The sequence below is a fragment of the Pseudomonas nitroreducens NBRC 12694 genome (assembly GCF_002091755.1).
Taxonomy (GTDB): Bacteria; Pseudomonadota; Gammaproteobacteria; order Pseudomonadales; family Pseudomonadaceae; genus Pseudomonas; species Pseudomonas nitroreducens.
In genome coordinates, this window is the sequence record NZ_BDAI01000001.1 from 59,857 (window position 1) to 72,486 (window position 12,630).

At 66.5% G+C, this 12,630-nt stretch carries 13 protein-coding genes; 3 read left to right on the forward strand and 10 right to left on the reverse strand.

The features are described 5' to 3' along the window. Positions 1-144: 144 nt before the first annotated feature. The 5 genes from PNI01S_RS00280 to PNI01S_RS00300 are packed head-to-tail and all read right to left on the reverse strand — an operon-like array spanning position 145 to position 6,095. Entirely contained in the window at positions 145-1,107 is a 963-nt protein-coding gene (locus PNI01S_RS00280) for an aspartyl beta-hydroxylase (protein ID WP_024763782.1), read from the reverse strand. Next, the gene (locus tag PNI01S_RS00285) at positions 1,107-1,916 is read right to left on the reverse strand and encodes an aspartyl/asparaginyl beta-hydroxylase domain-containing protein (RefSeq protein WP_243779844.1); all 810 of its coding nucleotides are present in this window, start codon (positions 1,914-1,916) and stop codon (positions 1,107-1,109) included. Before PNI01S_RS00285 ends, PNI01S_RS00280 begins: the two co-directional genes overlap by 1 nt. Further along, a complete protein-coding gene (locus tag PNI01S_RS00290; protein ID WP_084357165.1) occupies positions 1,906-3,999 on the reverse strand; it encodes a site-2 protease family protein in 2,094 nt (697 codons plus the stop codon). The genes PNI01S_RS00285 and PNI01S_RS00290 overlap by 11 nt, the downstream gene beginning before the upstream one ends. Further along, positions 4,000-5,319, reverse strand: a complete 1,320-nt coding sequence (locus PNI01S_RS00295; protein WP_024763780.1) for an efflux RND transporter periplasmic adaptor subunit — start codon at positions 5,317-5,319, stop codon at positions 4,000-4,002. Beyond that, entirely contained in the window at positions 5,316-6,095 is a 780-nt protein-coding gene (locus PNI01S_RS00300; RefSeq protein ID WP_084357166.1) for an efflux RND transporter periplasmic adaptor subunit, read from the reverse strand. Before PNI01S_RS00300 ends, PNI01S_RS00295 begins: the two co-directional genes overlap by 4 nt. 185 nt (positions 6,096-6,280) lie before the next feature. Here PNI01S_RS00300 and PNI01S_RS00305 point away from each other — a divergent pair, with 185 nt between their 5' ends. Further along, positions 6,281-6,979 (forward strand): phytanoyl-CoA dioxygenase family protein, encoded by a 699-nt coding sequence (locus PNI01S_RS00305; RefSeq protein WP_084357581.1) that lies wholly within the window; start codon positions 6,281-6,283, stop codon positions 6,977-6,979. Between the two features lie 12 nt (positions 6,980-6,991). On the opposite strand, the gene PNI01S_RS00310 is transcribed toward PNI01S_RS00305, so the two are convergent. Next, on the reverse strand, positions 6,992-7,750 hold the full coding sequence (locus PNI01S_RS00310; RefSeq protein WP_024763777.1) for a class I SAM-dependent methyltransferase: 759 nt from the start codon (positions 7,748-7,750) through the stop codon (positions 6,992-6,994). A 118-nt stretch (positions 7,751-7,868) separates the two neighbouring features. Next, positions 7,869-8,618: an SDR family NAD(P)-dependent oxidoreductase gene (locus tag PNI01S_RS00315; protein WP_054908885.1), complete on the reverse strand. Its 750-nt coding sequence runs from the start codon at positions 8,616-8,618 to the stop codon at positions 7,869-7,871. Between the two features lie 175 nt (positions 8,619-8,793). Between PNI01S_RS00315 and PNI01S_RS00320 the strand changes: the two genes are divergently transcribed. Then, positions 8,794-9,699: a LysR family transcriptional regulator gene (locus PNI01S_RS00320; RefSeq protein ID WP_084357167.1), complete on the forward strand. Its 906-nt coding sequence runs from the start codon at positions 8,794-8,796 to the stop codon at positions 9,697-9,699. 4 nt (positions 9,700-9,703) lie between these two features. On the opposite strand, the gene PNI01S_RS00325 is transcribed toward PNI01S_RS00320, so the two are convergent. Continuing rightward, positions 9,704-10,648 carry a Dyp-type peroxidase gene (locus tag PNI01S_RS00325; protein WP_084357582.1) on the reverse strand — a complete coding sequence of 315 codons (945 nt, stop codon included), beginning with the start codon at positions 10,646-10,648 and terminating at the stop codon, positions 9,704-9,706. 141 nt (positions 10,649-10,789) lie between these two features. Next, positions 10,790-11,407, reverse strand: a complete 618-nt coding sequence (locus PNI01S_RS00330; protein WP_024763774.1) for a LysE family transporter — start codon at positions 11,405-11,407, stop codon at positions 10,790-10,792. Between the two features lie 306 nt (positions 11,408-11,713). Between PNI01S_RS00330 and PNI01S_RS00335 the strand changes: the two genes are divergently transcribed. Then, positions 11,714-12,103: a response regulator gene (locus PNI01S_RS00335; protein ID WP_065085646.1), complete on the forward strand. Its 390-nt coding sequence runs from the start codon at positions 11,714-11,716 to the stop codon at positions 12,101-12,103. An 82-nt stretch (positions 12,104-12,185) separates the two neighbouring features. On the opposite strand, the gene PNI01S_RS00340 is transcribed toward PNI01S_RS00335, so the two are convergent. Continuing rightward, a complete protein-coding gene (locus tag PNI01S_RS00340; RefSeq protein ID WP_024763772.1) occupies positions 12,186-12,395 on the reverse strand; it encodes a cold-shock protein in 210 nt (69 codons plus the stop codon). Positions 12,396-12,630 lie beyond the last annotated feature (235 nt).

Below are 12,630 nucleotides of genomic sequence, written 5' to 3' on the forward strand. Positions count from 1 at the left end.
TTATTTAATCGCGCACGCATTTTTCCGCAAGACTACATGATGCTGAAGGCAAGTTGCCACCTGATTCCAACACAACTAACCAGTCTTTTCGCAAACTATTGTCTGAATTCGATCAGCCTGACTATTTCCCCTACGACAACGCCCTTACGCCTCCTGCAGGCGCAGGGCCTCAAGGGCCACGTAGGGCGCCCTCGCCCAGCGTTCCACCGCCGCTCGCACCACCTCGTCTGCAGCCGCACGCTTGCGCTCGCTGTCCGGGCTGAAGGCCATGCCGGGCTGCTTGGCGTCCGAGGCTGCTACCGCCTGCAGGCGCTCCCTGTCCCCCGCCTCAACGCGCAACAGAGCCGCCAGCCGGTGCCAGGCCGCACCCGGCAGTTCGCTGTAGTTCACCGGCACGGCCCCCGACTCACGGCAGAGCCGCAGGCCGCCGTGCAGAATCTGCCCAATGTGCCGGGCCACTCTGTCGACCCCATTCAGGGCCCCGGACGAGTCCAGAGAGATCGCGCCCAGAAGTCCCGGCACCATGTGCATGCCGGGCTGGCGCAGGTGCGAGACGACGATTTCCAGCGGATCGCGATAGACGAACAGGCTCGGCGTCATGGGATACAGCTGGTGCAGGCGCGATGCCTGGAAAACATTCCAGGCATCGAGCTTCACCACCAGGGCCTGCTCCTTGCCGAGGCGCCGCTGACCATAGGCGCTGAGCAACCCACGTACGCCCTCGCCCGCTTCGGCTGCAAGCTCCGGAGCCTGCAGCCCAGCGCGCAGCAGCGCGTCCAACGCCGGAGCCTCGGAGACCACGATGTTCTTCTCGTCGCTGGCAAGCAGTTGCGCCAGCAAGGTCGAGCCACATCGCGAGGCATGATGGATGAACAGGCTCGGCGCCACACCGGGACTTGCTTCGCGCCATTGACGCATGGCGTCCAGCGAGCTTTCCCGACGCATCGCCTGGTTGAACGGCAACCGCAGTGCCCGGCGCACACTGTCACTGAAGAATGGCTCGCTTAACGGTGTGGAGCCGAACCAGCACCAGTCGACCCGCCAGTCGTCTCCCGCAGCGAACACCCGAATTGGCAGCCAGCCTTTCCAGTCATCGCACCCATCCATCAGTAACTCCGTTGATCCAGCCAGGCCTGACGTCCTTGGCGCATGGCCGCACGGACATCGTCATCCTGGAAGCGCAGCCCGAGCCCGGCTCCGAGCGCCACTGCGCGCTCGCAGAAGTCTCGGGGGTCCTGAAGGTCCCGCAGCGCCGCGGCAAGGTCCGCGCGGCGCTCCAGCTGGCGGCGGAATTCGGCGAACGCCAGGGTCGAACGTGCCGGCCGGCACGCGGGGGTATCCTGCAATCCGCGGGTGATCTGCCGGCGCAGCCAGTCGTTTCGCCGGGCGTCGACCACCAGGTGCACCCGCGCCTGTTCGCCGACATTCTCCACCCGATGCGGCCGTGCCAGGTCGAGGAACCAGCATTCTCCCGGCGCCATCGGCACCACCTGCCCCTCGAGCAGGAACTCGACTCCTGGCCCACTGAAAATGGGAAGGTGCAAGCGCACATCCCCCTCGGGGTCGCCCAGGTCCGGGTCGCAGTGTTCACGGATGCTGCTACCCGCTTCCAGGCGCAGCAGGCGGGCGCAACGCACGGGCATCTCGATGCGCCGCAACAGCTCCTGCCAGGGCGGACCGTACCAGCGTGTCGCGCAGGGCGGCTGCGTGCCATTCCCCTGCCCCGCCGACAGCGCGTGGCTAGAACCCTCTGGGGCCAGCAGACTGATGCCGCTCCAGCCTCCGGTATGGTACCCAGTGTTGAAATGAGTGACCCAGGCGCTGGCCGGCAACGCTGCCACGGCGGCCTCCAGCCTCTGCGTCGCGAAACGCAACGGCAGCCGGGCGCAGGCCGGCAGGCGGAAGTCAGAAGCCACTTTCACGCACTCCCAGGGCCGCCAACCTTCGCCAGATGGCGCTGAGCGGCGACTCGCCGTTGGCGTCCAGCACCACCTCTCCGCGCACCGGCTGCGTCAGCTCGACTGCCTGGTCCGCACTCAGCCGCACGGCATATTGCCCCTGAACCGGCTGTGCGCGCCCCTCGCCGTCGCGCTGGACGGCGATGGGTCCCTGGCGGTCGGAAGCCAGGGCTTCCAGGTCGAGGTGCGAAGTACCGGTAGCATCCACCGACTCCAGGCGCACCGGGAGCGCCGGGCGCGATGGATCGTCAGCAACGAAGCGGCCCACCGCTCCAGGTTCGACCCGCCACACCGCCTGCTCGGCGACGTAACCGCGCAGGCGCACACTCGGCTCCACGACTCGCGCCAGTACCTGGCGCGGGGACAACCAGAGACCGGGAACCAGTTCAGGCAGCAGGTCTCGTACCACTCCGGCATGAGGCGCGCGGATTTCCAGACGCTCGCGTTGCGCAGCCAGGCCGCGGTACTCGGCCACCGCTTCGGCCAGGCGCTGCTCCAGCACGCCGATATCGGCAGCTGTCTCGCTTCGGCCGGCCTGGCGCCGCAATTGTAGCTGGGTGATTTCAATTTCCCGACGGGTAATGCTCTGCCGCGCGGCGAGATCGGGGGACTCCAGTTCGAGCAGCAATTCGCCAGCGGCCACACTCTGTCCGTCGCTTACCACGATCCGCTTCAGCATGGCCGCCAGCGGCGCGTGGAGCGCCGACGCGCGCGTAGCCTCCAGCACCGCGGGAATCTCCACACTGCCACGCCAGGGCACCAGCAGTACCAGCAGCAGCGCCGCCAGCCCGGCGGCGCCCAGAAACAGGCGTCCAGGCTGGGCCTGGCCGCGCCGCTGCCACCACTCGCGCAATTCGCGCCAGATCGGCAGGCCGATGAACCACACCAGCTCCACCAGCATCAGGAAGATGCCCAACACCTTGAAGAACAGGTGATAGACCGTCAGCGCGATCCCCAGGAACAGCGCCGCGCGCCATAGCCAAGAGCCGTATCCCCACAGTAGAAGGCGCCAGCGCAGTCCATCAGGCCAGGGCTCGGGCATCGGATCGCCGTAGTCGAACAGTGCCTCGCGCAAACGCCAGCGGCACAAGGCGAAGGCTCGTCCCTGAAGATTCTCGACGCCCAGCAGATCGCTGAGCAGGAAGTAGCCGTCGAAACGCATGAACGGATTGAGGTTGACCAACAGGGTAGTGACCCAGGTCGCACTGGCAAGCATGAAGGCTGACGTACGCAGAGGCCCGTCCGGCAGAAGCGACCAGGCCAGTAGCGCGACGCAGGCCAGCGTCAGCTCGGCCAACACGCCTCCCGCTCCGATCAGCAGCCGCGAGCGCCGGTCGTTGACGCGCCAGGCGTCACTGACGTCGGTATAGAACAACGGCAACATCACCATGAACGCCACGCCCATGCTCTGCACCCGGCAGCCGGCGCGCTTGGCCATGAACGCATGGCCGAACTCGTGGCACAGTTTGGCAAACAGCAACGCGACACCGAAGGCCAGGGCACCGCCAAAGCTGAACAGGTGCGGGAAGGTCGCGAGGAAACGATCCCAGTCACGCGCCACCAGCAACAGGCCCAGGCCAAGGGTCAACGGAAGGCCGATCCGCAGCAGCGGCCCGCCGTGGCGGGCCAACCAGGGCCAGGCGCGGTTGAGGAAGGCATCCGGCCGCCACAACGGAATTCGGAAGAACAAGTACTGGTGCAGCAGCGATTTCCACAGCCCGTGGCGCTGCAACGCGGCCTTCTGCCCGTAGCTGCTGCGCTGCTCGCCGTCGGCCGAGCTGATCAGGTCCTGCTGGCGGAGGAATGTGAGCAACTGCTGCAACTCCTGTTCGCCTAGCAGATCCCCACCTTCGCTGTTGGCCGCTCGCAGCACCCGTTGCGGATCACCCAGCGTCCAGTGGCGCAACAGGCGCATCGCCGCCACGCCAAGCTTGAAGTAGCGCCCGCGCAGCGGGTCGGCCAGTGTCCATTGCGGCGAACCATCCAGCGCCGGGGCGCCTGGCGATAGCTGCAAGTCGGCGCGCAGCGCCGGCAATACCATCTAGAAGCCCACCGTCTGACGAAGCGCCGCCAGGGGACGACGCAACACGTAGAGCAGGATGGGCGCTCGCTCGCCATAGAGTTTGGCGGTACCGCGCAGACCGATCCGCGGCGGCGCGGAGTCGAAGCGCGCGTCCAGACGGTAGGCCAGTTGCCCGCCGGCGACCGGCTGGGCCTCATAAGCGCTGCGTGACAGGCGGGCGGCATGGCGGTTCAGCGGATCGCTGTCGAGGAATAGCTGGACCTCCGCCTCTGGCGCCAGGCGGATGGCATTGGCCACCGACAGGTCGATGCGCAGCTCGGCCTGGCGAGGATCGGCCAGCTCCATCAGGCGCTCGCCGGTCTGCACCGGCTTGCCGGTCCAGCGCTCGGCGTCGGCGAATACCGCGATGCCGTCGCGTGGCGCCCGCACCTCGGCGCGTGCCAGCAGGTCCCGGGCGTAGTCGCGCTCGGCGCGCTTCTGCTCCACTCGCGCCGCCAGCAGATCGACCCTGGCGCCTGATTCGGCGTCGGAGAAAGCGCGTTGCGAGTTGGCCTTGAGTTCGGCCTCGGCCACGCCAAGGGACCGCTCGGCCACGTCCGCCTGCGCTTGCAGGGTGGTGGCGTCGAAACGCACCAGCAGGTCACCGGCCCTGACCGTCTGGTTGGGCTTGACCAGCACCTGCTGGATCACTCCGTCCAGCGGGGCGGCGATGACCTGGCCGTCCAGCGGGACGACCTCAGCCGGCGCCAGCACCGACTGGCGCACGGGTACGAGCAGCAACAGGCACAGCCCGGCGGCAATCATCGACAACTTCTTCTTCGGCCAACGCGCTCGCCAGGGCTTGCGCGGCTGCAGGGCTTTCCAGGCGTGGGCGTAGGCATCGCCCAGTTGCACCAGCAGCGCCTGCTCCGCTTCGCTCCACGGTTGCTCGCGGGCCAGCCAGAGGCCGCCAAAGGCAGCCCCCTGCTGGTCCGCCAGCGGCAGCCAGAAGACGTCTCCGGCGGAGAGCGCCTGCCAGTCAGCCTGCTGCTGCGCGCCCAGGGCCTGGAAGTCGACGCGCTGCGGCTTGTCCAGGGCGCCGAGCCTCTGCAGTTGGGCGCAGGCCTGCTCGACGAAGGCGACGAAGGGCGCATTGGGTTCGACGACACTGATGCCGGTCAGCGCCTGCACCTTGCCCGCGATCAGCAGCGCCGCGTGGCGGTAGCCGAACAGCGCCTGCCCGTCGTTGACGATGTGATAAGCCAGTTGCTCGACCGTTCCTGCTGCGCGGGCCTGGCGCTCCAGCTCGAGGAACTGGGCGAAGAGCCGCTCCGCCAGGCCAACCTGCGGTGCGTTCATGGCGTCTCCGCGAAGCGTGCCGTCCCGCTCATGCCGGCCAGCAGGCCCTTGGTCTCGGCCGGCAGGGTGGCGATCAGCGGCAGCATCTGGCTGCCCTCGTCGATCCGCGCACCCAGGCGCTTCACCTCGGCCTGCAGCGGCTCGCCGGTTTCATCGGGAACGAAGGTGAAGGACTGCCCCGCCTTGAGCCTTGCGACCCAGCGCGAGGGCACCAGCAGGCGGATTTCCAGGCTGCGGTTGTCGACGATTTCCAGCAGCGGCGCACCACCACTGACGCTTTCGAAAGGCTGTGCCTTGCGCTGCACGACCTGGCCGTCGTAGGGCGCGGTGAGCGCACAGCGGCGCACCTGGACCTGGTAGACCTGGGCCTGGGCCTGGGCTTCGGCAAGCTTGGCCTCGGCCAGCGCGACCTCGAAGCGCCCTACCGAGTTGAGCGCCGCCAGCTGGCGGTTGTGCGCCAGTTGCTCACCGGCCGCCTTGGCACCGGCCTGCGCGGCGTTCAGTTGTGCCTGATACGCGGAGCAATCGAAACGGACCAGTACGTCGCCCTTGCGGAAGGATTGCCCCTCGGCGAAGGGCATCTCCAGGATGCGCCCGGCCAGCTCGCTGGACAGCATCGCCTGATCGCGTGCGCGCAGGATGCCCCGGACATCGCCGGCCCCGCTGGACGTCGACGGGCTCGACAGCAGCGGGTCGTCCTCGCCGGGCTGCGCCGCGTGGGCTGCTCCGAACGCGCACAACGACAACCCCAAACCTAGCCAAATCCCTTTATGCATAGTGGTCTCCCCGGCAGATCGCGGGAGTCTACGGTACTCCGCAAGCGCCGGATATTGGCCGTAGCAGAAATCCTTCGTACGCTAGGCAGCCGGCCGGCACCGATGACCTGCCGACCTCAAGCAGCAGACGCTCTGGACTGGCCCTTGGGGCCGCGATCATGGACGAGAGGGAAATGGATCAAGCCATGCTGGATCAGGCAGAACTTCACCGGGAGGGCTACGCGCTGCTGCGCCAGGTGATCCCGCACGCGATGCTCGAAGAGCTGCGTGCGGCTTTCGACGCCAATGTCCTGCCATCGGATCAATGGCCGGTGCCCCGCGGAATGGATTGGCGCCATGCGCAGATGGACCTGGAGCCGGCCGTGCAGGCGGCGTGTCGCCTGCCGCAACTGCTGTCGGCAGCGGGCATGCTGATCGGCGAGCGCTTCTTCCTCGCCCAGGTCGAAGGGCGCGAGCCCTTGCCCGGCGGCGGTCATCAACAACTGCATCGCGATCTGTCGGCCCGGCGCCCGGGCGACATGGTCAGCGCCCTCGCCTTTCTCGATGACTTCGCTCAGGGAAATGGCGCCACCCGGATCGTTCCCCGCAGCCATCGACCTGCTTCCGCAGCGGCGCCGCTCGACTTCCTGGACGAGTCCGCTGCCGTGCATCTGAGCGGGCGGCCCGGTGACATCCTGGTCTTCGACGTCGACCTGGTGCACGCGGGCAGCCTGAACATCAACGGTGCCCGCCGCCGCACGATCCTGATCAGCTACCGTTCGGAACTCCTCCACGCAGCGCATCTGGAGACGCTGGCCCTGCGCAATGTCCGTATGGACACCAGCGAGCGCTTCGATCCCTCAATCGCCGAACGAAGCACTGCAAGGTCATGCACACCCCGATGAATGAGGGGGGGTTCACACCCGCCCAATCCTCATGTTGATCGGCCATCTGACCGCAAGCCGCGCGGCAGGGTCGCCCCAGCGCTCGGCCAGGTCGGCGGCGAAGTGCTGCAGCAGGTCTTCGCGCCCGGCTTCCCGGGCGCTGCGCACTGCCGACCAGGTGGAGACGTAGCCGAGGAACTCGTGGAGGGTCCATTCCAGGCGGATGGCGATCTCCGGCCCCGGAAACTCGGCGAAGGGGAAATCAAGGGTCGCGTAGCCGCTGTCCACCAGCTTGCGCTCGGCGGGCCAGTAGGGACCGATCTCCTGCCAGTAGAAAGTCTCGAAGCGCTTGCCCGGATCGCCGTCCAGGTGCAGCACGCCGTAGCTGATCAGCGCCAGGACCGCGTCGGGCTCGGCGATTCGCCGGACCTCGGCGTAGAACTTGGGCAGGTCGAACCAGTGCGCGGCCTGTGCCGCCGTGATCAGGCTGGCGCTGCGGTCGGCCAGCGGGAGTTCTTCGGCCTGGGCGCAGGCGTAGCTCAGGTTCGCGCGGGGCGCGGCATGGGCAATCTGCTCCGCGCTGGGATCGAAGCCGACAACCGAACTGAAATGCTCGGCCAATTGCCGGGTCAGCTGGCCGCTACCGCAACCCACGTCGACTGCCAGCGCCCGGTCGGGAGCCAGCGAGGCCAGGCAGGAGGCAAGCTCCGCCGGGTACTCGGGGCGGAAGCGCGCGTAGGCCTGGCCGCCCTGGTCGAACCAGTTTCGCAGGTCGGTTGACGTGTCATTCATGGCTGGCGGCTCCTCTCTTGAAAACTGGCTTGCCGCGACTGTAAAGGGCAAACGGGCCAGCACACCAGAGCCACACAGGCCGCAGCAGGACGCACGCCCTGCCCGGCCCATGGCATGGTCAGACCTGTGCCATGCCGCCATCGACGAACAGTTCGATGCCGTTGATGAAGCTGGCCGACTCCGAAGCCAGGAAGGCCACTGCCTTGCCAATTTCGCGAGGTTCGCCCAGCCGGCCCAGCGGTACCTGGCTGGCCAGCGCATCGAACAGGCCCTGGCGCGCTTCCTCGGGCACCAGGTCGCCGAGGCCGGGAGTGCGGACCGGGCCGGGGCTGACGACATTGACGCGAATGCCCCGGTCCTTCAGATCCAGCGCCCAGGAGCGGGCGAAGTTGCGCACGGCGGCCTTGCTCGCACTGTACACGCTGAAGTTGGCAGTGCCCTGGATCGAGGTGGTGGACGAGGTGAGGATCACCGACGCGCCATCGACCAGCAGCGGCAATGCCTTCTGCACGGTGAACAGCACGCCGCGCACGTTGGTGCCGAAGATTCGGTCGAAGTGTTCCTCGGTGATCGCGCCCAGCGGGAGCATGTCGCCGCCGCCGGCGTTGGCAAAGAGGATATCCAGTCGGCCGGCAGCTTTCGCGATCTGTGCGTACACCGCATCGAGATCGGCGAGCACCGAGGCGTCGGCACGAATGGCCGTGGCGGCCGGGCCGATGGCTTCGACGGCGGCGTCCAGTTCGGCCTGGCGGCGGCCGGTGATGAAGACGCGGGCGCCTTGCGCGGCGAGTTCCTGTGCGGCGCCGAGGCCGATGCCGGTGCTGCCGCCGGTGACCAGTGCAACTTTACCAGTGAGGGACTTGTTCATGATGAGCTCCTGAGCTTTGCGAGTTGAGGGTTCTGCCTCCTGGCCGGCATCTGGCGCGGCTTTGCGGTGAGGCATGGCGCTACTCTAGGGCCCGGCCATTGATGGAAAAAGCGCATACAATGGAATGACTATCCATGCCCATGGATAATCAGGCGATCCCCTCAGAGGAGTTCCCATGGACCAGCTCCAGGCCATCCGTGCCTTCTCCCGCGTGGTGGAAGCCGGCAACTTCACCCGCGCCGCCGACTCGCTGGACATGCCCAACGCCACCCTGAGCAAGCTGGTTCAGGAGCTGGAGGCGCACCTGGGCGTCCGCCTGCTGCAACGCACCACAAGACGCGTCATGGTGACGCCCGAAGGCCAGGACTACTACGCCAAGGCCAGTCGCGTATTGCGTGACCTGGAAGACATCGACTCGTCCTTCAACATTGCCCGCAGCAAGCCACGCGGCCATCTGCGCATCGATGTCGGCGGCTCGACCGCGCGGGACGTACTGATACCGCTGCTGCCGGACTTCCTGGCGCGCTACCCGGACATACGCATCGATCTGGGCGTGTCCGACCGCTCGGTGGACCTGATCGGCGACAACGTCGACTGCGTGATCCGCGGCGGCGCGCTGGACGCCTCGTCGCTGGTGGCGCGCGGCATCGGCCAGGCGACCATGGTTACTTGCGCCTCGCCCGAATACCTGCGCCACAACGGCATCCCCGCCTACCCCGAGGAACTGCGCAACGGCCACCGGCTGGTCAGCTACCTGTCACCGCAGAATGGTCGCGCGGTGCCCTTCCGCTTCGAGCGCGATGGCGAACGCAGCGAGCTGAAAATCGAGTACCGCATCGGCGTCAATGAAAGCAACGCGCACCTGGCTGCCTGCGTCGCCGGCCTGGGCATCATCCAGACCTTCTCCTACGCCGCCGGCGCCGCCCTGCGCGACGGCACGCTGGTGGAAATCCTCGAGGAATGGCGCCCACCGCCCTACCCCTTCCACGTCGTCTACCCGCAGAACCGCTACGTCACCCACCGTTTGCGAGTGTTCATCGACTGGCTGGTGGAGTGCTTCCCGGCGCGGGTTGCCGGTTGAGCGCTCAGGGCGCCCTGTCTGCCAGCGCTTCGAGCAGGTCGGCCGAGGGCACGAAGAACAGGCTGCCCGTCACCGCCTTGCTGTAGTCCAGCAGGCGATCGTAGTTGCCGGCCGGGCGGCCGATGAACATGTTCTCCAGCATTTCCTCCACCGGCGCCGGCGAGCGGGCGTAGCCGATGAAGTAGGTGCCGAACTCCCCTGCCCCGGGCCTGCCGAACGGCATGTTGTCGCGCAGGATCTTCACTTCCTGGCCGTCCTTCTCCAGGGTGGTCAGCGAACTGTGCGAGCAGCTCGGTTTCACGTCGTCGCCCAGTTCGATATCGGCCAGCTTGGTGCGGCCGATGATGCGCTCCTGGGTTTCAGTGGGAAGCTGGTTCCAGCCGGCCATGTCATGCAGGTACTTCTGCACCAGGACGTAGCTGCCGCCGGCGAACGCCGCGTCTTCCTCGCCGATCAGGGTGAAGTGCGGAATCTCGCGCCCTTCCGGGTTCTCGGTGCCATCGACGAAACCGATGATGCTGCGCATGTCGAAATAGCGAAAACCCTGGACTTCATCGACCACCGTGATCGCATCGCCCAGGCGCGCGACCAGTTGCGACGCCAGTTCGAAACAGAGGTCCATCTGCTCGGCGCGGATGTGCAGCAACAGATCGCCCGGCGTGGAGACGGCGACCCGCTCGCCTGTGCCGATCTGGCGGAAGGCATGCAGGGACGCCGGACGCGGGGTGCCGAACAGTGCATCCCAGGCCGCCGAACCAAAGCCCACCACGCAGGACAGGTTGCCCGCCGGCACGCGCTTGCCGACCGAGCGCACCAGCGCCGCCACGTCCTCGCAGAGGGCTCGAACCGGGCTCCAGTCCTTACCTGGCATCAACGTCGCAACGAGGAAGATCGCGCTGCGGGTGATCGGGCTGTCGACTGTCTGGGGTACGGGGGATTCGTTGAGCATGGTTTCCATTCGCCGCCATCAGGGTTGGGAAGATGGGGTTATCAAAGCAGGTCGCCTACCTCGCTGACAATGCGGGCGGCGCATGACGAAGGGCCGGTCTTTCGAGCCCTCCCTTCGGGACAGCGGATGCTCCGCTGCGGCTTAGCGCATCGCCGCCAGCTTGATGCCGAAACCGAGCAGGCACGCCCCCGCCAGCCGCTCCAGCAGATTGGCGACACGCGGATTCGCGCGCATGCGCTCGGCCAGCCGGTGGGTCAGCAGCACGGCTACCAGCCCATAGAGGAAGGTCACTACCGCAACCGTCACTGCCATGAAGGCGAAGGTCACCAGCCCCTGATGCTTCACCGGGTCGATGAACAACGGCAGGAAGGCCATGTAGAACACGATGGCCTTCGGGTTGAGCAAGGTGATCAGCATGGTCTGGCGCAGGTAGTGACCGTTGTCCATGCGGCTCTGCCGCGAAGCGGCCCCGGGCTTGCTCATCAGCATGCGCAGGCCCAGCCAGGCCAGGTAGCCCGCCCCCAGCCACTGTACCGCCTGGAAGGCCGATGGGTAGGTGGCAAGCAGCGTCGCCACGCCCGCCACCGCCATCCACAGCAGCACCTGGTCGCCCAGGATCACCCCGCAGGTGGCCGCCAACCCTGCCCTCACGCCGCCCTTGCCAGTCGCTGTGATCAAGGCGAAGTTGCCGGGACCGGGAATGGCCAGGAGCACCACGAAGGCGATCAGGAAGGCGCCGTAATCGGTCACTCCGAACATCGGGAAGGCTCCTGGCAGGTCAGGACTGGGTTGAACGCCGAGTTTATCACCCGTTCCCACGGGTTGGTCCTCTCTATCTCCGGTACGCAACGATCTGACAGCGATCGTGTGCGGGGCTGCTCTGGTTCGGGGATGCCGAGTTTGCACATGCGCCGGGGCGCGCGACCGATTCGGGTCCGATGCCAGCCTCCGCGCTGACCGCCGCAGAGCCTTCGGTCGGCGGCCCAATCTTCTGCTCAGGTAATCTGAACGCATTCCCGGCAGAACCCTCTATCGCAGCAGCACACCCACGCAGGAAGAGATCGCATGGACAAGCTCGGAAGCCCACCCTCCGCTCCCCCCGGCTATGTGCTCATTCTCGATGACGATTCGAACCTGGCCAGGATGCTCGGCTTGGCCATGGAGGATCACGGCATCGAGGCCGTGGTCCTGGGCAATGCCGACGACGGGCTCGCCTGGATCAACGGCAACCCCGGGCAACTGGCATTGCTGCTGACCGATATCTCCATGCCCGGCAGCATCGATGGCGCCGAACTGGCGCGGCAGGTCGCCCGACGGTTTCCCGCCATTCCGATCATCATCATGTCCGGTGGCGCATGGAGCGACGACTATCCCGCCTGCCACTTCCTGGACAAGCCATTCGACCTTCCGACGCTGACCGGCCTCATCGACGAAGCGCTGGGAACACGCCATTGAATCGGCAGCGGCCAGCGCAGCGCACCGGGCAGCAGAAACAAAAAAGCCCCGCATCAGCGGGGCTTTTTCAGCGAACGACCGGTCAGATCACTTGCACTTGCTCGGCCTGCGGGCCTTTGGCGCCGGCAGTGACGTTGAAGGTCACGACCTGGCCTTCGTCGAGCGACTTATAGCCGGTGCCTTCGATGGCACGGAAGTGGACGAAGACGTCCGCGCCGCTTTCCGGGGTGATGAAGCCGAAGCCCTTCTCGGCGTTGAACCATTTAACGGTACCGGTTTGGCGAGTTGCCATGATGAATCTCCAATCAAAAGGAAATCAGGCCATGCGACATGCCTGGCGTGACTGTATGCGAAGTGAAGAGGGGGCCGCAGAGATGGAGAATCAAGAAGACAAAACATCGGACGGTGCCGCTAAACCGAGCAGGCAGAGGCCCAGCATACAGATCTGGCAGGGAATAAGTAGCGATTTCGCATGAAAATGCTTAAATCGGCCGGGCGGTCGGTATTCATCGGTCGAGGTGGGTATA

Coding starts and splice junctions, on each gene's coding strand:
- PNI01S_RS00290 (WP_084357165.1), bottom strand. CDS start 3,999: ATGGTATTGCCGGCGCTGCGCGCCGACTTGCAGCTATCGCCAGGCGCC.
- PNI01S_RS00280 (WP_024763782.1), bottom strand. CDS start 1,107: ATGGATGGGTGCGATGACTGGAAAGGCTGGCTGCCAATTCGGGTGTTC.
- PNI01S_RS00295 (WP_024763780.1), bottom strand. CDS start 5,319: ATGAACGCACCGCAGGTTGGCCTGGCGGAGCGGCTCTTCGCCCAGTTC.
- PNI01S_RS00310 (WP_024763777.1), bottom strand. CDS start 7,750: ATGAATGACACGTCAACCGACCTGCGAAACTGGTTCGACCAGGGCGGC.
- PNI01S_RS00300 (WP_084357166.1), bottom strand. CDS start 6,095: ATGCATAAAGGGATTTGGCTAGGTTTGGGGTTGTCGTTGTGCGCGTTC.
- PNI01S_RS00305 (WP_084357581.1), top strand. CDS start 6,281: ATGCTGGATCAGGCAGAACTTCACCGGGAGGGCTACGCGCTGCTGCGC.
- PNI01S_RS00315 (WP_054908885.1), bottom strand. CDS start 8,618: ATGAACAAGTCCCTCACTGGTAAAGTTGCACTGGTCACCGGCGGCAGC.
- PNI01S_RS00340 (WP_024763772.1), bottom strand. CDS start 12,395: ATGGCAACTCGCCAAACCGGTACCGTTAAATGGTTCAACGCCGAGAAG.
- PNI01S_RS00325 (WP_084357582.1), bottom strand. CDS start 10,648: ATGCTCAACGAATCCCCCGTACCCCAGACAGTCGACAGCCCGATCACC.
- PNI01S_RS00335 (WP_065085646.1), top strand. CDS start 11,714: ATGGACAAGCTCGGAAGCCCACCCTCCGCTCCCCCCGGCTATGTGCTC.
- PNI01S_RS00320 (WP_084357167.1), top strand. CDS start 8,794: ATGGACCAGCTCCAGGCCATCCGTGCCTTCTCCCGCGTGGTGGAAGCC.
- PNI01S_RS00330 (WP_024763774.1), bottom strand. CDS start 11,407: ATGTTCGGAGTGACCGATTACGGCGCCTTCCTGATCGCCTTCGTGGTG.